This is a genomic window from Rhodanobacter sp. sgz306013, assembly GCF_057031145.1.
On sequence record NZ_JBXCIJ010000001.1, the window covers coordinates 361326 to 378867 of the forward strand.

Genomic DNA, 17542 nt, shown 5'->3' on the forward strand with positions numbered 1-17542 from the left:
GGGGTGCACCCTGTGAGCGAAGGCTTTGGCTTCGATCAAGCATCAGAGCCTTCGCGCACAGGGTGCGCTCCCGCGTCAGGGCATCACCTGCCAGCCTTCGGCCGTGCGCAGTTGCAGTGGCCGGAAGCGCCGTTTGTAGTCCATCTTGGGGTGGCCTTCGATCCAGAAGCCGAGGTACACCCAGGGCAGGTTGCGCCGCTGGGCCAGTTCCACCTGCTTGAGGATGGCGAAGGTGCCGAGGCCGCGGGCGTCTTCGTCGGGATCGTAGAAGGTGTAGACCGCCGACAGGCCGCTGCGGCAGACGTCGGTGACCGCCACGCCCAGCAGCCGCCCGTGCAGGCGGAACTCCAGGAACGCGGTGGGGCTCCACGGCGCGGTGAGGAAGCGGCGGAAGTCGCTGGCGTCGGCCTCGTCCATGCCGCCGCCGGGATGGCGCCGACGCAGGTAGCTCTCGTACAGCGCATGGCGCTCGGCGTTGTAGCCGGCCTGGCATTCGGTGACGGCGAGGTCGGCATTCCGCTTCAGGCAGCGCCGCTGCGAGCGGTCCGGCGCGAAGTGCAGCGCGTCGATGCGGCAGGGCGTGCAGGCATGGCACTCCGGGCAGTGCGGAAAATACAGGTGCCCACCGGCGCGGCGAAAGCCGCGTTCCAGCGCCGGACCGTACAGCCGGTCCAGCTGCGGCGCGGCCGGATCGATCACCAGGTTCTGCGCCGTACGCTCGGCGTAGTAGCCGCAGGCGTGCGGCAGGGTCTGGAACAGGCGGACGTGTTCGGAGCGCATGGGCCGATTCTAGGCCGGAAGATGCGCTCCGCGCATGGGGCGGTGCGGCAGGCCGCCCCGGGGCTCAGATCACGTGCAGATAGCGCAGCGTCATCATCGCGACGATGCCCAGGATGGCCAGCAGCACGATGCGGCGCACCCGTGCCACCGTGTACCGGCGCCGGGCCTGCGGCGTGGGGTTGCGCGCCTCGGCCAGGTCCTGGCCGTGGCGGATCACCGGCTCGATGCCCAGTTCGCGCAGCAGGGCGCGGGCGCGGGTGTAGTCGTCGGCGCGGGCGATCCACACCTGCTCCCAGCTGCTGCGGTCGGTGTCCGGCTCGCGGTAGCTGAAGCGGCGGTGGCCTTGTTTCCGCCAGTTGGAGCGGTTCTCCACCGTGGCCTCGATGCCGTGCTCGGCCATCAGGGCGACTACGCGGTCGATGTTCTCGGGGCGGGGTGACGTGTAGATCTGGCGCATGTCGTGATTTTAGCCTTCGCGCAGGCGGATCAGGCCTTCCTGCGCGGTGGATGCGACCAGCCGGCCGTCGCGGCTGAAGATCTGGCCGCGCGCCAGGCCGCGGCCGCCCTGGGCGGTGGGGCTGTCGAAGGAGTACAGCAGCCATTCGTCCACCCGGAACGGACGGTGGAACCACAGCGCGTGGTCGAGGCTGGCCATCTGCACGTTGCGGGTCATGTAGGAGATGCCGTGCGGCAGCGTGGCTGTGCCGATCAGGTGGAAGTCCGAGGCATAGGCAAGCAGGGCGCGATGCAGGATCGCCGGGTCCGCGACCGGCGCGGTGAGCCGGAACCAGATGTGCTGGATCGGCGGCCGCTTCACCGGGTGCAGCTCGTCGCGCGGCCACACCAGGCGGAATTCGAACGGGCCGTCGATGCCCAGCCAGCGTTGCAGCTTCACCGGCAGCCTGGCCAGCTCGTCCGGCGGCAGCGGGCGCATCGGTTCCACGTCTTCCGGCGCGGGCACTTCCGGCATCGCGGTCTGGTGCTCGAAGCCCTTTTCCGGCACCTGGAACGAGACCGAGCCGTTCAGGATGGGCTGGCCGTGCTGGATCGCCAGCACCCGCCGCGAGGAGAACGAGCCGCCGTCGCGGGCGCGCTCCACGCTGTAGACGATGGGTGCGTCGATGTCGCCCGCGCGGAGGAAATACGCGTGCAGCGAATGCGCCTCGCGCGAGGGGTCGACCGTCTGCTGCGCCGCCGACAGTGCCTGCCCCAGCACCTGGCCGCCAAACACGAAGCGCGTGCCGATGTCGCGGCTCTGGCCGCGGAACAGGTTGTCCTCCAGCCGTTCGAGCTGCAGCAGCTCGACCAGTTCGTTGACGTGGGCTTCGCGCATGGCGGGTCCTTGAAGGGGATTCGCCAGTATACCGGGGCGCCTGCCGGCTTCGCGTCAGGCGGGCACGGCGGCCTCCATGCCCTCAAGTGCCACCGCGACGCCCGCCGGCGCGAGTGCGGACAGGAAGTCGCGGGCATCGAAAGCCTGCCCGGCGGCCAGCGCGCCACAGCCGCGTACGCGGCCTTCGAGGAGGCGCTGCAGCGCCTCGACCAGCAACGGGGCGGTGACGGCGTAGATGTCGCGCCCGCTGGCCGTGGCGCGGCCGTGGCGTGCGCCGCGGCGCACCCGCACGTCGACCATGAAGCGCTGCGCGGAGCGCCCGCGGTCGTCGGCGGCGACCGGCGGTGGCGTGGCCGGATCGCGCAGTTCGCGCAGCGGGGCCAGGTTCATCCACGCGTGCAGGTTGCGGCAGGCGATGTGGTGCGGCACCAGCACGGCCTCGGACAGCGTGAGCAGCACGGTGTCCTGCGGTCCGAACGGCGCCGGAAAGTCCGTGGTACGCACCGGTGGCGGGTCGGGCAGCGTGCGCACGACTCCCTGCTCGATGTAGCTGCGCGGGTGATGGTTGCGCTCGCCGGTGAGGCGGGTGCCGCGCGTGGGACGCCAGCCATCGAGCGCGACGGCGATGTCCACCGCGTCCGCCTCGGGGGAGCCGTCGAGCGCGGCGCTGGCCAGCAGGTCGGCGAGGCCGCCGTAGAAGGCCATCGCGGGTAGCACCGTCACGCCGGCAGCCCGCGCCTCGGCGTCACGCGCCAGGGTGTCGGCCACGGCGCGCTGTTCGGCCGCCACGTCGAGGTAGTGGATGCGTGCGCGCAATGCGGCGTCGAGTACCGGCGCCGCGGTGTCGAGGAACGGACCGGCGCAGTGCACGACGGCGGCGGTGCCGGCGAAGGCGGCGTCCAGCGCAACGGGGTCGTCGGTAGCGGCCACGCGGGTCTCGAGGCCAGTGGCGGTGGCCAGCTCGTCCAGCCGGGCCGCGTCGCGTCCGCAGGCCACCGGCACGAAGCCGCGGCAGCGCAGTTCGTCCAGCACGAAGCGGCCGGTGTGGCCATAGGCACCGTACACCGCAATGCGATTGTGGCGGGTTGCGCTCATGCCAGTTCCTTCCAGAGTTTGAGTGCTTCTTCGGCGATCACGTCTGGGCGTTCCTCGGGCCAGAACAGCTTGCTTTCGGTCAGTCGGCGGACGCCTTGCGAACGTCCGAAGGCGCGGTCGAGGACGTCGGCGTTGTCGGCGGTGAAGATCGTGTCGGCGTCGCCCCAAACGATGCGCACCGGCATCCTGGCGCGCGCCAGGGCGGGCCCGATGCCGGCCAGCGCGTTGTGCTCCAGCGCGATGGCGTAGGCGTGCGCCAGGTCGCGGCTGCGCTGCGATGCCAGCAGCGGTGCGAAGTAGGTTGCGATGGCCTCGTCGGTAGGATGCGCCGGATCGGCGTAGCACATGCCGCCGATGCCTGCGGCCGAGCGCGCAAGGGCATGGTCGCGGTACCAGCGGCCCAGCCAGTCGTCGACGAAGCGTCCCTGCTTCGCCAATGCGATCACCGGCAGCATGGCTGGCGGCGGGCAGTCTTCCTCGGTGTCGCAGTTGGTCAACAGCAGGCTGCGCACGCGTTCCGGATGGCGGGCGACCAGCAACTGCGCCACCGCGCCGCCGCTGTCGCTGGCGACCACGTCGGCGCGCGCGACCCCCAGTGTGTCGAGCAAGGCGACCAGCATCGCCACCTGTGCATCGGGTGCGCAGGACTGTCCTTCGGCCACCCGGGTGTAGCCCAGGCCGAGGAAGTCGGGCGCGACGCAGCGCCGGTATGGCGCCAGCCTCTCCAGTGCACCGCGCCACTGGAAGCCATTGAGCGGGAAGCCGTGCAGGAACAGGGCGGCCGGCCCGCTGCCGCGCTCGACGTGGGCGATGTCGCCGAACGCGGTGTGCGTGTAGCGGCGCGCGGCATGGAAGGCCGCGGCATCCATCGCCGGGGCGTCGGCGCGTGGCCGCCGGACGCACCCGGCGAGTCCGGCCACGCTCGCGCCCGCCGCCAAGACGAGGAAGCGGCGCCGACCCGGGTCTGGGGCCGGCACCGTCGCGGTGGACGAAAAGGCTGCGCCGCTCACGGCTGTGCCGCCGCCTCGCGCAGCTTTTGCGCGCATTCCTCGCAGCAGACCTCGACGGTGCGCCCGCCGATCGTCACTTCGATGGCGTTGCCGTCAAGCGGATAGTCGCAGGCGGCGCAGGTGGTCTCTTTCGCTTGCATGGTGGTGCTCCGGTAATACCCGCGATCGGGCAGGCACAGGAGACCACCGGGCGGCTTCGGCGGCTGTCAGGATCTTTAGCCGTTCACCGTTTCGTAGCCAGCGCCGCCTGGCGGAATTCGCTGGGCGTGCGTCCGTAGGCCTGGCGGAACGCGGCGCTGAAGTGACTGTGGCTGGAGAAGCCCAGGTCCTGCGCCAGCGCGGCGACGTCCTCGCAATCGGCGATACGGTCCAGTGCGCGCGCCAGGCGCAGGCGCAGGTGGTAGCGGTACAGCGGCAGGCCCTCGACCTGCTGGAAGGCCTGGGTGAGGTAGACCGGCGAGCCGCCCACTTCCGTCGCGATTTCGGCCAGCGTCCAGCGCCGGGTCAGGTCGCTGGCCAGCAGCAGCTTGGCGCGGTCCACCAGCCGCTGCCGCGCGTGGGTGGCGCCGGGTGCGTGGGTGGTGCGGGGACCGAGGCTGCGGCATACCAGGGTCAGCGCCAGGCTCTCGGCTTCCAGCGGCTCGATGCTGCCGCTGCGCAGGCTGTGGCGCAACAGCGCCACCAGCACCTGGGCGCGCTCGTCGATGCGCAGCGACTGACCATGGAACACCGGGGCGTCGCGTCGCTGCAACAGCGCGGCCGGCGCCAGTTCGAGCAGCAGCGGCTGCGAGACAGACAGCGACAGGCAGGCGTCGCCGCCGGTCACCGGGTGGCTGACCTGGTAGCCCTCGCCGGCGTTGAAGAACAGCACGTGGTTGGCGTCGGCCACCGACTGCGTGCTGCCGACATGGCGCAGGAACAGGCCGCGGTAGGGGAACACCAGGTGGGTGGCGTTCGCGCATTCCTCGGCGCTGCGGTGGCGGCATTCGCCGCGGCAATGCACGTCGTGCGCCGCGACGGTGGCGGACCGCAGCAGCGGCTGGACGGTGAACTCGGGCATGGGGCGCGAGCCGGAGGACGGTGGGCGCAGTCTAGCGCAGCCGTTCCAGGCCGCTGGCGGGGACAATGGCGTCCCACGGGAACATCGGGCCGGGATCGAGCTTGCGGGGCACCAGCTTCGACGGGTCGTCACTGGCCGCCACGCGGACGGTGTCCAGGTCCTCGTGGCCGGCGATCCGGCCCAGGTTGGGGAATTCGCCGCGCAGCTGCAGCAGCAGCGCGCGCAGCGCGCCGACCTGCTCCGCCGCGTACGGCTCGGTCATGGTCTGCCGGCGCGAGTCGAACCAGTCGGGGTAGCGGCCGGTGTTCACCAGCTCGATGCCGATGGACGGCGGGTTCCAGCCGCGCACGTGATGGGCGATGCGCGTGCCGGGCACGTAGCGGTACACCGCGCCGTCGCGGTCGATGTAGTAATGGCCGCTGTTGCCGGCGCCGCTGTCGTACAACACTTTTTCGCCGTATTCGCGGGCCATCGCGAGGTCCGGCAGCTCGGTGCAGTGGATCACCACCAGCGTCACCGCGGCAGCGGGGCGCTCGGGCAGTTTCGCCGCGTAGGGCAGGAACTGGTCGTGGATGGCGAGCGTGGGCATCACTTCGTCATTTGGATTCATGAGGTTGAAGCCGGTCTGTGCGCGCGCATCCCTTCCCCGCTCCTCAAGGCCGTGGCCATCCGTGGCCACCCCCGCGTGTGGCCCGCCGTCTCGACAGGCAGCCCGCCTGCCTTCGACTCCCTAAGTGTGGCATGGCACCCGGTTATCATGGGCGCCTTGCAGCCTGTACCGGAGACCGCCATGCGCGGCCAGATCATTCTTTCGCACGGTTCGGATTCCGGTCCGGGCGCCACCAAGATCAGCGCGCTGGCCGACTGGGCCGAGGCCTTGGGCTGGCGCACGCAACGCCCGGATTTCCGCGCGCACGATGGCCACGGTTACGCCGCGGCCGTCGCGCCGCGCGTGGCGCAATTGTGCGAGGTCATCGCGACCTGCGATGCGCCGCCGGTGCTGGTGGGTTCCAGCATGGGTGCGTTCGCCTCGGCGCTGGCCTCGCTGGAGGCGCCGGTGGCGGCGCTGTTCCTGCTCGCCACCCCGCCCGCGATTCCCGGCTGCCCCCGGCCGCTCGATCTCCGTGCCGGCGTGCCCACGTTGCTGGTCCATGGCTGGCGCGACGAGCTGTGCCCGGTGGCAGGCGTGCAGGAATTCGCCGCGCGCCGCCGGCTGCCCCTGCTGCTGCTGGACGACGACCATCGCCTGCTGGCCAGCATGGACACGATCGCCGCGCAGTTCGGCACGCTGCTGGGAGCGCTGGCATGAGCCGCTGGTTCGCCACCTGCCCCAAGGGCCTGGAATACCTGTTGCGCGACGAGCTCGTGCAGCTCGGTGCGACAGAGGTGCGCGAGGCGCTGGCCGGCGTGCATTTCGAGGGGCCGCTGGCGACCGCCTACCGCGCCTGCCTGTGGTCGCGCCTCGCCAGCCGCATCCTGCTGCCGCTGGCCGAGTTCGACGCGGCGACGGACGAGGCCTTGTACGCCGGCGTGCAGGCGATTGACTGGTCGACGCACCTGGCCGCCCACGCCACGCTGGCGGTGGACGCGCACACCGCGCTTAGCAAGCTCACCCACAGCCAGTTCATCGCGCAGCGGGTGAAGGACGCGGTGGTCGACCAGTTCCGCCAGCAGGGCGGCACCCGCCCCGGCGTGGACACCGAGGAGCCGGACGTGCGGCTCAACCTGCGCCTGAAGCGCGACCGGGCCACGCTTTCGCTGGATCTCGCCGGCAGTCCGCTGCACCGCCGCGGCTGGCGCGAGCTGCAAGGCGAGGCGCCGCTGAAGGAAAACCTCGCCGCGGCCATGCTGCTGCGCGCGCGCTGGCCCGAGGTCTATGCGGCAGGCGGCGCCTTGCTCGACCCGATGTGCGGCTCCGGCACCTTGCTGATCGAAGCCGCGCTGATGGCGGCCGACGTGGCGCCGGGCTGGCGCCGCGACTACTACGGATTCCTCGGCTGGCAACAGCACGATCTCGCGCTGTGGCGCGGGCTGCTGGACGAGGCGCGGCAGCGCGCCGAGGCGGGACTCAAGGTCTTGCGCTCCTGCTTCTTCGGTTCGGACGCCGATCCGCGCATGGTGCAGACCGCCAAGCGCAACGCGCAGGAGGCCGGCGTGGCCGGCTTCCTCACGCTGGAGAAGCGCGACGTCGCCCACGTCGAGCCGCCGGTGGGCGTGGAGCGCGGCCTGGTCATCACCAATCCGCCCTACGGCGAGCGGCTGGGCGAGCGGGCGCAGATGCCGGCGCTGTACCACGCATTGGGCGAGCGCCTGCGCGCGCGATTCGCCGGCTGGCGCGCCGCGGTGCTGGCGGGCGACGCCGAGCTGGGTCGTGCGCTCGGCCTCGCCGCCGACAAGAAATACGTGCTCTACAACGGCGCGCTGGAGACCCAGCTGCTGACCTTCGAGATCCGTCCGCGCGATGCAGCGCCGCGCGAGCCCAAGCCGCTCTCCGCCGGCGCGCAAATGCTGAGGAACCGGCTGGACAAGAACCTCAAGCACCTGCGCAAGCGGCTCGCGCGCGAAGGCATCGTCTGCTTTCGGGCCTACGACCAGGACCTGCCCGAATACGCCGCCGCGATCGACGTCTACGCGAAGGAGGGCGGTGAACCCTGGCTGCATGTGCAGGAATACCGCGCGCCGGCCGAGGTGCCGGCCGAGACCACGCGCATCCGCCTGCGCGAGATCGCCCGCGTGGCCGGCGAAGTGTTCGGGGTGCCGCGCGAACGCATCGCGGTGAAGACCCGCGAGCGCGGCAAGGGCGGCTCCAAGTACGGTCAGTTCGACCAGCGCGGCGAGTTCGTCGAGGTGGAGGAGGGTGGCCTGAAGTTCCTGGTCAACCTCACCGACTACCTCGACACCGGGCTGTTCCTCGACCACCGCCTGGTGCGCGCCCGTCTGCGCGAGCTGGCCGATGGGCGGCGCTTCCTCAACCTGTTCGCCTACACCGCCACCGCCAGCGTGTACGCGGCGGCGGGCGGTGCGAAGGACACCACCAGCGTCGATCTCTCCGCGACCTACCTCGACTGGGCCTCCCGCAACCTCGCGCTGAACGGCTACACCGGCGCGAAGCACCGCCTGATGCAGGCCGATGCCCTGACTTTCCTGCGCCAGGACCGCGCTCACTACGGGCTGATCTACGTCGACCCGCCCACCTTCTCCAATTCCAAGCGCGCCGACGACTTCGACGTGCAGCGCGACCACGTGGCGCTGCTGGAGGCCTGCGGCGAACGTTTGGTCAACGACGGCGTGATCGTGTTCTCCAACAATTTCCGTCGTTTCAAGCTGGATGAGGCGGCGCTGGCGGAGCGTTTCGATATCGAGGACTGGAGCGCCGCCAGCATCCCGTTCGACTTCGCGCGCCGCGCCGACATCCACGGCTGCTGGCTGCTCAGGCCCCGTCGCGCCGCCGAAGTCGATCCGTGGGCCACATCACGAATCAAGCGCTGAGGTTTTGCTTAGGCGAATCCTTCAGTGCGGATTAAGCGCATCGGTCACAGCATCAGCACCGAAACAACGGAGGTACAAGTCATGTCCAAACGCAATGTCGGTAAGGTGATGGCGATCGGTCTGGCCGTGGCCGCCGCAGTGGCGATGCCGCTGAGCGCGTCGGCGCATGGCTGGGGTCACGGCGGTGGCTGGGGTCATCGTGGCGGCTGGGACCATGACGGCTGGCGCCATGGCGGCTATTACCACCACGGCGGTTACTGGAGCGGCGGCCGCTGGATCGCCGGCGCGATCGTCACCGGCGCCGTGGCCGGCATCGTCAGCGACGCGCTGGCGCCGCGGCCGGTGTACTACGCGCAGCCGCCGGTGGTCTACGGGCCGCCCACGGTGGTCTATGAAGATGCGCCGGTGGTGACGCGTCGCGTGGTGACCCGCACTGTGATCTACGACAACGGCTACCCCACGCGCTACGTGCGCGATGACGACGATGGCGATTGATCAGTAGTCACTGATGCGCAAGACGAAGAGCCCGGCCCAAGCGCCGGGCTCTTTTCGTTTGCGCGGGTCACGGCTGGGTGGGCTGGGTGGGCTGGTTGGCGCCGCTGCCGCTGCGGCTGGCATGCGCACTGAGCCGGTCGAACTCGGCCTTGTCGATCTTGCGCACCGACTGGATCGGGCAGGGTGGCTGGTGCAGCGCGCGCACCGACTCGCCGGCTTCGCCGCAGATGCTGAACGGGATCACCGCCTGGTTCGCGGGGTTGGAATGGAACAGCAAGGTGGGCGGCCCGTAGCTCAGCCGCGGGCAGGCGACCTGCAGCTTCACCAGGTAGCGGTTGGGGCCGGTGCGCACCGTGACGGTGCGCGGGTCCACGATGTGCCACTCGTTGATGCGGTCGGTGCGCAGGCAATCGGCAACCGGGCGCAGCGGCGTATAGGCGGGGACTTTCGGTTTCGCCTGGGCGAGGGCGACGTTTGCGGCCAGCGCGAGCGGGAGTGCGAGCAGGCCGGGCAGGGCGGATTTCATGGGAACACCTCATCAGCGGATGTGGTGGATCGTGGTGATGCGCATGGTGGCATCGCCGCGATCATCGGCCAGCGAGGTACCACGCGAGGTGAATGGAAAGGCGGTCCTCTCTCCCCGCCGTTCTCTCGCACAGGGGAGGGAGCGGCAACCCGAACCCCTCTCCTCGCTCCTCAAAGCTGGCGCCATCCATGGCGCCCCCGCGTGCCCGCTTGCGGGGAGGGGGCTGGAGAAAGGGGGCAACCCGGGGGAGGGCCAGGAAAGGACAGGCGAACCGGTGTCCGCGATCACCGCACCCCGTACAACGCCTTCACGTCGCGCAGCAGGTCGGCCTGGCTGGCCGGGCGGGCATAGAACATATGGCCGCCGGGGTATTCCTTGACCTGCACGCGGGTGGGGTCGCCCATCGCCGGCATCTGGTCGACGATCAGCACCGAGGCCATGAACGGGCAAGACAGGTCGTCCCAGCCGTGGGCGATCAGCACGCGCAGGCCGGGATCGTTCGCCACCGATTCGCGCAGCTGCTTGGTCGAGCCGAGCCGGGCGTCATCGTCTTCGTGCCACAGCCGGTTCACCTCGTAGCTCAGCGCGTTGTAGCGGCCGTCGTACTTCCAGCCCACGGTCCGGGTGATGAAGTTCACCATCGCGGTGGTGGTGGGCGCGATTATGCCGTTGAGGATGGGGTCGCCCGAGCGCTGGTGCGGCGCATACGGGAACGGGTCCCAGGCGGTGACGTTGGAGTCGTAGCGGCTGCCCAGCTTGCCTTCGGCGCGGTACACCTCGCGCAGGTAGGCCTGGGTTTCCAGCCTGCCGCCGGAGCGCTGCACGAACACCGGGTCGAGGCCGGTGAGCTCGGTGACCTTCTTGATCATCGCCTCGGCGGCCGCCGGGTTGCTGCGGCCCTGCATCAGCGCGGTGGCGTAGGTGGTGCGGGTGTAGTCGATGATGGGCTGCATCGCCTCAGCCGTGAGCTTGTGCTCGCGTTCCAGGTGGGCGGCGGCGATGGACGGCAGGGTGAGCATCCACGGCAGCGGCGAAACGTTCTCGTCGTCCGACGCCGCCGGGTCGAGGTAGGGCGACAGCAGCACCACGCCGTTCATCGCCACGCCCAGCCGGGTCTGCAGGTAGTCGGTGATGCGCGGACCGCGGAAGCCGCCGTAGCTCTCGCCCACCAGGTACTTGCGCGACTCCATGCGGCCGTTCTTCACCAGCCAGTCGTAGACGATGCGCGAGAGGTACTGGATGTCGCTGTCGGTGCTGTAGAAGTCCTTGGTGGCCTGCTTGTCGTCCACCAGCGCGCGGCTGAAGCCGGTGCCCACCGGGTCGATGAACACCAGGTCGGTGAAGCCCAGCCAGGTGCCGGGGTTGTCGTGCAGCACGGCCGGATCGGAGGGATTGTCGCCCTCCACGCCGAACTTCACCTTCTTCGGGCCGATCGCGCCGAGGTTGAGGTAGACGGACGAGGCACCGGGGCCGCCATTGACCGCGAAGGTCACCGGGCGGTCCTTGCCCGGCATGGTGTAGGCGGTGAACATCACCTGCGCGATCACCTTGCCCTTCTCGTCGCGTACCGGCAGCGTGCCCACCGTGGCGGTGTACTTCAGCGTGTGGCCGTCCACCGTGGCGGACTGGGCGACGTGCGCGTCGACGGGGAAGGGCGGCAGGTGGAAGCCGTCGCTGGCGCCCGGCGCCTCCGCTGGGGCCGGCGGCTTGGCAGCGGCGGCCAGCGCCGAATGGTGGAATCCGGCCAGCAGCAGGGCTGCCAGCAAGCTCGTCTGCAGCGGCTTGCGCACGGGTCTTTCCTCGCGGGGGCAAAGCCCCAAGCCTAGCGAGCCGCGGCGGCGCGCAACCGTGCCTTTAGGCATGGATTGGCACGGCGCGTGCATTCGGTGGCCGCAGGCGCCGGCGGGAATTTCGCTCACCGGGCGTTGGCGCCGCCCGGACATGCCCTATTATCGCGCGATGCCATCGACTACCTCGCCATCCCTGCACGACACCCGCCGCGGCAGCCTGAGCTGCGTGGGCCTGGGCATGACCCTGGGCTCCCACCTCACGCCGCTGGCGCGCAGCCATATCGAGCAGGCGGACGTGGTGTTCGCGGCGCTCTCGGATCATGTCGTGGAGTTGTGGTTGCAGCGCATGCACCCGGACGTGCGCAGCCTGCAGCCGTATTACGCCGAGGGAAAGTCGCGCAAGAAGACTTATCGCGAGTGGGTAGCGCTGATGATGGCCGAGCTGCGCGCCGGCAAGCGCGTCTGCGGCGTCTTCTACGGCCACCCCGGCATCTTCGCGTGGTCGCCGCACAAGGTGATCGAACAGGCGCGCGCGGAAGGCTACGAGGCGCATATGGAGCCAGGTATCTCGGCCGAGGATTGCCTTTACGCCGATCTCGGCATCGACCCAGGTCGTTACGGTTGCCAGCATTTCGAGGCGAGCCAACTTCTGTTCTACGAGCGGCGCATCGATCCTGCTGGCTATCTGGTGCTATGGCAGGTCGGGCTCACCGGCGATCGTTCGCTGGGGCGTCGCTCGACCGGGCCTGCCTACAGGCAGTTGCTCGTGGACTTGCTGAGTCGCGATTACCCGCTGGACCACGAGGCGATAATCTATCGCGGCGCTACATTGCCGATCGAGCGCCCACGTGTCCGTCGAGTTGCATTGCGCGATCTGCCCCACGTTCCACTGAGCGCCGAGGAAATGGTGGTACTTCCCCCAGCCTTGCCGCTGAAGCTCAACCTCGCCATCCAGGCACAGCTGGAGGCGTTGGACGAGCAAGAGCGAACCAGTATCGTTGCATGAGATGATGGGGGTTGAGGGGAAGGGCATCACTGATTCGCGATGTCGGCAGCATGGAGGGTGCTCTGGCGCCGAGTGCATCTATGCGGGCATCGACAGTCATGTTGTGCCTCCAGGCAATCGAAAGTTCATGCGTTGCAGATGCCGTCCATAGGCGGTTGCAAGACCATCACGGGGAATCAAGGGGAATACACATGGCAGACACGATTGAATTGCTGGAGGCCATTGGCCGCGACGCTTTGCTGCGCCACGCTTCGGCAGAGGAGCTGGGCAAGGTCCTGAAAAAGTCACAAGCGTCAGAGGCCCTCACGGCTGCCGTCGTGTCCGGCGACAGCTCACGGCTGACGCAGGAGTTCGGGCAAAAGCGCATGGACCCGCCCAATGTCTCCCAGGGAATTCCCGACGAGGAGGATGAGCCTGATCAGGAAGAAGGTGAAGAACCACTCGGCCCGCCGGCCACTGATCGTGGCAAATCGTCCCTGCAATAGACGATCCCGACATGTTTCGGCTGTCCCGCAGCCTCCGGTCATGGCTCCTATGGATGGGGCTGCCTTGGTGCGTGTTTGCACCGATGGGGTGGGCCACCATTGCCGATCCAGGTCGATTCCTTGACCGTGTCGAGAGCCTGCGCACGGCCGATCATCCGCGATTCGTGCAGATGCTGAAGCAGATCCACCGCGAAGCACCCCAGTTGAGCGTGGGCGAGCGGTGGCATCTGCGTTACCTCGACGCCTGGGAGACCATGTACGAGGGTGGCTATGCCAAATCCGAGGCGCAGCTGCGCGACATCATCGATCATTCCGATGATGTGGCTTTGGGGGCGAAGGCGTCGGCACTATTGTTGAGCAACCTTGGGATCAATCGGCGCTATACGGAGGCTTTCGAACTTGCCAATCGTCTAACGATCGCCTTGCCGAGAGTCAAGGATCCGCAGGCTCGCTTCGCGTTACTCACAAATTTGTCGCAGATGTCGGATCTGGCTGGCCAGATTGATCTGGCTATTCAGTATGCGCGTATGGCGGAAGATGCTGTTCCGGCGGGCGAAAGTTTGTGCCGCCCACTCTCCATGGAAGTTGCCGCGCTATACAACGGCAAGCGGCTAACCTCGACCAGTCCAGTATTGCAGCGCGCGATCGATATATGTGTCGTAAGTCGGCAAGTGGTCGTTGCAAACACCATGTGGCTCGTACTAGGCAGCGTTTATATCGATGAAGGTCAGCCTACAAGAGCTTTGGCTTTGTTCGCTCGTATCGCTTCTGACATCAACAACAGCCACTACTACCCGCATATGCTGTCACTGCAGGTGGAGCAAGCCGAGGCCTTTGAGAAGTTGGGCAATGACAACAAGGCCAAGCAGTCGGCCCTTGCTGCCGTGGGCATGAGCCATCCGGGTGACATCAGTGACTGGTTGATGGTGGCTTATCAACTGCTTTACCGCGTCGAGAAAAAGCAGGGCAACATCGCCGCCGCATTGGCAAATTACGAGCACTACGTTGTCCAGAACCAGGGGCATCTCGATGACGTCAATGCCCGCACGCTGGCCTATCAGACGGTACAGCAACACCTGTTGGCGCAGAAGCTGGAGACGGAAACGCTGAGTCAGCAGAATGCCATGCTGCGCATGCGACAGACGCTGGACGCCAAGACGGTCGAAACCAACCGCCTGTACCTCGCACTGTTGCTGATGGCGCTGGCTTTCGCTGTGATCTGGATGTTCCGGCTCAAGCGCTCGCAGCTGCGCTTCAAGAAACTGTCCCATCTCGACGGCCTGACCACGGTGTTCAACCGCCAGCATTTCATGGGCGAGGTGGAGCGCACGTTGCACCTGCTGGAGAAGCGCGGCGGCACGGCCTGCCTGGTGTTCATCGACCTGGACCACTTCAAGCACATCAATGACACCCACGGCCATGCCATGGGCGACGAGGTACTGCGCCAGGTGGTGGTGGTCGCCAAGCAGCAACTGCGCCCGGCCGATCTGTTCGGCCGTCTCGGCGGCGAGGAGTTCGGCATCCTGCTGGTGGGCTGTTCGCACGGGCAGGGCATGGCCATCGCCGACCGCATCCGCTGTGCGATCGAGGCGACGACGGTGGAGTGCGAGGGCACCGCCATCGCGATCTCCACCAGTGTGGGTCTGGCCTGCACCGGCGCCTGTGGCCACGGTCTGCGACGCCTGTGCCGCGAGGCCGACGCCGCGCTGTACCGTGCCAAGCGCGGCGGACGCAACCGGGTGGAAGCCGGTGCCGAGGACAGCATTCCGGTTGAAGCTTAAAGTGCACTGCCCAAGGCATGGCGACTGAGGCGCGGTATGCTCACCGCCACCTGCGACGTCTGTGCAAGGAGATGGATGTAGCGCTCTAGCGAACTAAGGGCAGCGGGCGCAATCGCGTGACAGCCGACATGTCTACATGCGCGATCTCGTCGAAGCCCGATTCGCCCAGGAGGGAGTGCTGGCACCGGTGCGCCTACGTTGCACAGTAGGCGACCATGCATTGGCCGGGTCGCATTGCCACGCAATGCTGTTAACACACAAGGGGCACTTGATTGCGCTGGAACTGTCGCGTATCCCTGCGCAAGGCCAGACGCGACGTGCTGATATGTTGCGGTGATGTCGTTACGGGGGAGATATGACGCGTCCGGATATGATCATTTCAGCGCCATAGCGCCGGTCGGAAAGACATGTTCTGGCGGCTGGACAATCTGCGGTCATGGTTCGCCTGTGCGGGCCTCGTCTGCTGTCTGTGTTGGCAGGTTGGCTATGGCACCGTGCTCATCACCAACTTGGATGCCTACCTCACGCAGACCCAGGCGCTGGCAACCACGGATCATCCGCTTTTCCTTCGGCGATTGGCGTCTCTCAATCAGGAGGCGTCCACGCTGACGAGGGATCAGTTGTGGCACCTACGGTACTCGAACGCGTGGGAGGCCATGTACGAAAGCGACTATGTGAAGTCGGAAGTGCTGTTTAAAGACATCATCCAGCATTCTGGCAACTCAGCCTTGACTGACCGTTCGTCCGCCATGCTGCTCAGCCAGTTTGGGATCACCCGGCATTACACGGAAGCGTTCGAGCTAGCCAATCGCGTCGCGTCGCGTTTGCCGCAGGTCACGGACGCAAAGGTTCGCTTGTCGATGCTGATGAACTTGTCGCTGTCGTTGGGCCTGGCCGGTCAGACAGACTTGGCCGCGCACTATGCACGCATGGCGATGGCTGCCGTTCCTGCTGGCGATAGTCCGTGCTATCCCGTTACCGTTCTGGTCGAGGCACTTTTCAACGCTCATCGGCTCAAGTCCGATAGCCGGGAGTTGCAGCAGGCCTTTGGTGCCTGCCCTGCGGCCAGCGAACCAGTATTCAATGCGGATCTGTGGCTCACGCTCATCGATCTTTACACGCAAGAGGGGAAGCCGCGCGCGGCGCTTGCTGTACTCGACAGGATTGCGCCCGTTCTTGATGCCAATGGCTATGCACCTAATAAACTCTCTGCGCTTGTGGAAAGGGCAAAGGCTCTGGTTGCCATAGGTAACTATAACGCCGCCCGGAAGGCAGCTCTGGCCGTCATCGCCACGAGGTCTTCGAGTGATTTCGGTGATTGGCTGAAAGATGTGTATAAGGTGCTTTGCCGCGTCGAAGAAAAGCGGGGCAATACCGCCGCCGCGCTCACTTACTACAAGAAGTACGCCGCGCTGGACAAGGCCTACCTCGACGATGTCAATGCGCGCGCAATCGCCTACCAGACCGTGCAGCAGCATCTGCTGGCGCAGAAGCTGGAGACGGAAAAACTGGATCGGCAGAACGCGCTGTTGCGCGCACGGCAGGCACGGGATGCCCAGAAGGCGGAAGCCAGCCATCTGTACCTGGCGCTGCTGTTGATGGCGCTGGCCTTCGCCGCGCTGTGGATGTTCCGGCTCAAGCGCTCGCAACTGCGCTTCAAGAAGCTGTCCCACCTCGATGGGCTGACCGCGGTGTTCAACCGCCAGCATTTCATGGGCGAGGTGGAGCGCACGCTGCGCCTGCTGGAGCGGCGCGCGGGCTCAGCCTGCATGGTCTTCATCGACCTGGACCATTTCAAGCACATCAACGACACCCACGGCCATGCCATGGGCGACGAGGTCCTGCGACACATCGTGGCCGTCTGCCGGCGGCACTTGCGCGCCACCGACCTGTTCGGCCGTCTCGGCGGCGAGGAGTTCGGCATCCTGCTGGTCGAGTGCGCGCGCGGGCAGGGCGCGGCGATCGCCGAACGCATCCGGCTCGCCATCGGCATGGCCAAGGTGGAGAGCGACGGCGTGGCCCTCGGGGTGTCCACCAGCGTGGGCCTGGCCTGCACGGACGACTTCGGCTATGACCTGCAGCGCTTGTGCAAGCAGGCCGATGCCGCGCTGTACCGCGCCAAGCGCGGCGGGCGCAACCGCGTGGTGGTCGATGCCGCGGGCGACGATCTCGTCGAAGCCTGAAGCGCCGCGCGCCTCAGTACACCCCGACCAGTTCCACGTCGAATACCAGCACGGCATCCGGCGGCACGGCGTCGCCGGCGCCGCGGTCGCCGTAGGCCAGCCGTGCCGGAATGACCAGGGTGCGCTTGCCGCCCACGCGCATGCCGCGGATGCCCTGATCCCAGCCGTCGATGACCTCGCCCGCGCCCAGCGTGAAGCGGATCGGCTCGCCGCCCTGGGTACTGTCGAATTCCTTGCCGTGGTGGTCCTTCGCGCCCGCGTCGTACAGCCAGCCGGTGTAGTTCACCTGCACCGTGTCGCCGTCCTGCGCCCTCGCGCCGCCGCCGACCACCCGATCGATCTTCTGCAGCTGGGCGGGGCCATCCGCGGCAAGCGCGGGCAGCAGGCAGGCGGCAAGGGCGAGCGTGGTGGCGAGCAGCAGGCGGCGCATGCGGCGGATTCCCTGGCAATGGTGGGCGCAGTCTAGCGGGGAAGCTTCCACACAACCCGGTCCCTTTTCCCCGGACGGG

At 67.7% G+C, this 17542-nt stretch carries 18 protein-coding genes; 7 read left to right on the plus strand and 11 right to left on the minus strand.

The features are described from left to right. Positions 1-75: 75 nt before the first annotated feature. The 8 genes from AC2EWF_RS01685 to AC2EWF_RS01720 all read right to left on the minus strand — a co-directional run bounded on the left by AC2EWF_RS01685 (position 76) and on the right by AC2EWF_RS01720 (position 5888). On the minus strand, positions 76-780 hold the full coding sequence (locus tag AC2EWF_RS01685; RefSeq protein ID WP_483637624.1) for an arginyltransferase: 705 nt from the start codon (positions 778-780) through the stop codon (positions 76-78). 64 nt (positions 781-844) lie between these two features. Beyond that, on the minus strand, positions 845-1237 hold the full coding sequence (locus tag AC2EWF_RS01690; RefSeq protein ID WP_483637625.1) for a hypothetical protein: 393 nt from the start codon (positions 1235-1237) through the stop codon (positions 845-847). A 9-nt stretch (positions 1238-1246) separates the two neighbouring features. Continuing rightward, positions 1247-2113 carry an acyl-CoA thioesterase gene (locus AC2EWF_RS01695; RefSeq protein ID WP_483637626.1) on the minus strand — a complete coding sequence of 289 codons (867 nt, stop codon included), beginning with the start codon at positions 2111-2113 and terminating at the stop codon, positions 1247-1249. A gap of 54 nt (positions 2114-2167) precedes the next feature. Then, positions 2168-3208 carry a saccharopine dehydrogenase family protein gene (locus AC2EWF_RS01700; RefSeq protein WP_483637627.1) on the minus strand — a complete coding sequence of 347 codons (1041 nt, stop codon included), beginning with the start codon at positions 3206-3208 and terminating at the stop codon, positions 2168-2170. Further along, positions 3205-4077: an alpha/beta fold hydrolase gene (locus tag AC2EWF_RS01705; protein WP_483637628.1), complete on the minus strand. Its 873-nt coding sequence runs from the start codon at positions 4075-4077 to the stop codon at positions 3205-3207. Before AC2EWF_RS01705 ends, AC2EWF_RS01700 begins: the two co-directional genes overlap by 4 nt. A gap of 137 nt (positions 4078-4214) precedes the next feature. Further along, on the minus strand, positions 4215-4358 hold the full coding sequence (locus AC2EWF_RS01710) for a hypothetical protein (RefSeq protein ID WP_483637629.1): 144 nt from the start codon (positions 4356-4358) through the stop codon (positions 4215-4217). 83 nt (positions 4359-4441) lie between these two features. Further along, complete coding sequence (locus AC2EWF_RS01715; protein WP_483637630.1) at positions 4442-5278, minus strand: helix-turn-helix transcriptional regulator; 837 nt, start codon at positions 5276-5278, stop codon at positions 4442-4444. A 31-nt stretch (positions 5279-5309) separates the two neighbouring features. Next, on the minus strand, positions 5310-5888 hold the full coding sequence (locus tag AC2EWF_RS01720) for an N-acetylmuramoyl-L-alanine amidase (protein WP_483637631.1): 579 nt from the start codon (positions 5886-5888) through the stop codon (positions 5310-5312). A 180-nt stretch (positions 5889-6068) separates the two neighbouring features. On the opposite strand from AC2EWF_RS01720, the gene AC2EWF_RS01725 reads away from it, so the two are divergent. The 3 genes from AC2EWF_RS01725 (at position 6069) to AC2EWF_RS01735 (ending at position 9262) form a co-directional block, all read left to right on the plus strand. After that, positions 6069-6587: an alpha/beta hydrolase gene (locus tag AC2EWF_RS01725; RefSeq protein ID WP_483637632.1), complete on the plus strand. Its 519-nt coding sequence runs from the start codon at positions 6069-6071 to the stop codon at positions 6585-6587. Further along, positions 6584-8767: a bifunctional 23S rRNA (guanine(2069)-N(7))-methyltransferase RlmK/23S rRNA (guanine(2445)-N(2))-methyltransferase RlmL gene (gene rlmKL / locus AC2EWF_RS01730; RefSeq protein ID WP_483637633.1), complete on the plus strand. Its 2184-nt coding sequence runs from the start codon at positions 6584-6586 to the stop codon at positions 8765-8767. The genes AC2EWF_RS01725 and rlmKL overlap by 4 nt, the downstream gene beginning before the upstream one ends. Positions 8768-8848: 81 nt before the next feature. Further along, complete coding sequence (locus AC2EWF_RS01735) at positions 8849-9262, plus strand: hypothetical protein (RefSeq protein WP_483637634.1); 414 nt, start codon at positions 8849-8851, stop codon at positions 9260-9262. A 67-nt stretch (positions 9263-9329) separates the two neighbouring features. Here the strand turns inward: AC2EWF_RS01735 and AC2EWF_RS01740 are convergent, their stop codons facing one another. Both AC2EWF_RS01740 and AC2EWF_RS01745 read right to left on the minus strand, forming a co-directional pair. Then, a complete protein-coding gene (locus AC2EWF_RS01740) occupies positions 9330-9788 on the minus strand; it encodes a DUF6491 family protein (protein ID WP_483637635.1) in 459 nt (152 codons plus the stop codon). Between the two features lie 284 nt (positions 9789-10072). Further along, positions 10073-11566 carry a S10 family peptidase gene (locus tag AC2EWF_RS01745; protein WP_483638240.1) on the minus strand — a complete coding sequence of 498 codons (1494 nt, stop codon included), beginning with the start codon at positions 11564-11566 and terminating at the stop codon, positions 10073-10075. 181 nt (positions 11567-11747) lie between these two features. Here AC2EWF_RS01745 and AC2EWF_RS01750 point away from each other — a divergent pair, with 181 nt between their 5' ends. From AC2EWF_RS01750 to AC2EWF_RS01765, 4 genes are all read left to right on the plus strand, one after another. Further along, positions 11748-12584, plus strand: a complete 837-nt coding sequence (locus tag AC2EWF_RS01750) for an SAM-dependent methyltransferase (protein ID WP_483638241.1) — start codon at positions 11748-11750, stop codon at positions 12582-12584. A 191-nt stretch (positions 12585-12775) separates the two neighbouring features. Beyond that, positions 12776-13069, plus strand: coding sequence for a hypothetical protein (locus AC2EWF_RS01755; RefSeq protein ID WP_483637636.1), 294 nt, complete (start codon positions 12776-12778; stop codon positions 13067-13069). An 11-nt stretch (positions 13070-13080) separates the two neighbouring features. Next, complete coding sequence (locus tag AC2EWF_RS01760; RefSeq protein ID WP_483637637.1) at positions 13081-14850, plus strand: sensor domain-containing diguanylate cyclase; 1770 nt, start codon at positions 13081-13083, stop codon at positions 14848-14850. 407 nt (positions 14851-15257) lie between these two features. Beyond that, the gene (locus AC2EWF_RS01765; protein ID WP_483637638.1) at positions 15258-17033 is read left to right on the plus strand and encodes a sensor domain-containing diguanylate cyclase; all 1776 of its coding nucleotides are present in this window, start codon (positions 15258-15260) and stop codon (positions 17031-17033) included. A 13-nt stretch (positions 17034-17046) separates the two neighbouring features. Here the strand turns inward: AC2EWF_RS01765 and AC2EWF_RS01770 are convergent, their stop codons facing one another. Further along, positions 17047-17463, minus strand: coding sequence for an FKBP-type peptidyl-prolyl cis-trans isomerase (locus AC2EWF_RS01770; protein WP_483637639.1), 417 nt, complete (start codon positions 17461-17463; stop codon positions 17047-17049). Positions 17464-17542 lie beyond the last annotated feature (79 nt).

Coding starts and splice junctions, on each gene's coding strand:
- AC2EWF_RS01685 (WP_483637624.1), bottom strand. CDS start 780: ATGCGCTCCGAACACGTCCGCCTGTTCCAGACCCTGCCGCACGCCTGC.
- AC2EWF_RS01690 (WP_483637625.1), bottom strand. CDS start 1,237: ATGCGCCAGATCTACACGTCACCCCGCCCCGAGAACATCGACCGCGTA.
- AC2EWF_RS01695 (WP_483637626.1), bottom strand. CDS start 2,113: ATGCGCGAAGCCCACGTCAACGAACTGGTCGAGCTGCTGCAGCTCGAA.
- AC2EWF_RS01700 (WP_483637627.1), bottom strand. CDS start 3,208: ATGAGCGCAACCCGCCACAATCGCATTGCGGTGTACGGTGCCTATGGC.
- AC2EWF_RS01705 (WP_483637628.1), bottom strand. CDS start 4,077: ATGGATGCCGCGGCCTTCCATGCCGCGCGCCGCTACACGCACACCGCG.
- AC2EWF_RS01710 (WP_483637629.1), bottom strand. CDS start 4,358: ATGCAAGCGAAAGAGACCACCTGCGCCGCCTGCGACTATCCGCTTGAC.
- AC2EWF_RS01715 (WP_483637630.1), bottom strand. CDS start 5,278: ATGCCCGAGTTCACCGTCCAGCCGCTGCTGCGGTCCGCCACCGTCGCG.
- AC2EWF_RS01720 (WP_483637631.1), bottom strand. CDS start 5,888: ATGAATCCAAATGACGAAGTGATGCCCACGCTCGCCATCCACGACCAG.
- AC2EWF_RS01725 (WP_483637632.1), top strand. CDS start 6,069: ATGCGCGGCCAGATCATTCTTTCGCACGGTTCGGATTCCGGTCCGGGC.
- rlmKL (WP_483637633.1), top strand. CDS start 6,584: ATGAGCCGCTGGTTCGCCACCTGCCCCAAGGGCCTGGAATACCTGTTG.
- AC2EWF_RS01735 (WP_483637634.1), top strand. CDS start 8,849: ATGTCCAAACGCAATGTCGGTAAGGTGATGGCGATCGGTCTGGCCGTG.
- AC2EWF_RS01740 (WP_483637635.1), bottom strand. CDS start 9,788: ATGAAATCCGCCCTGCCCGGCCTGCTCGCACTCCCGCTCGCGCTGGCC.
- AC2EWF_RS01750 (WP_483638241.1), top strand. CDS start 11,748: ATGCCATCGACTACCTCGCCATCCCTGCACGACACCCGCCGCGGCAGC.
- AC2EWF_RS01755 (WP_483637636.1), top strand. CDS start 12,776: ATGGCAGACACGATTGAATTGCTGGAGGCCATTGGCCGCGACGCTTTG.
- AC2EWF_RS01760 (WP_483637637.1), top strand. CDS start 13,081: ATGTTTCGGCTGTCCCGCAGCCTCCGGTCATGGCTCCTATGGATGGGG.
- AC2EWF_RS01765 (WP_483637638.1), top strand. CDS start 15,258: ATGTTCTGGCGGCTGGACAATCTGCGGTCATGGTTCGCCTGTGCGGGC.
- AC2EWF_RS01770 (WP_483637639.1), bottom strand. CDS start 17,463: ATGCGCCGCCTGCTGCTCGCCACCACGCTCGCCCTTGCCGCCTGCCTG.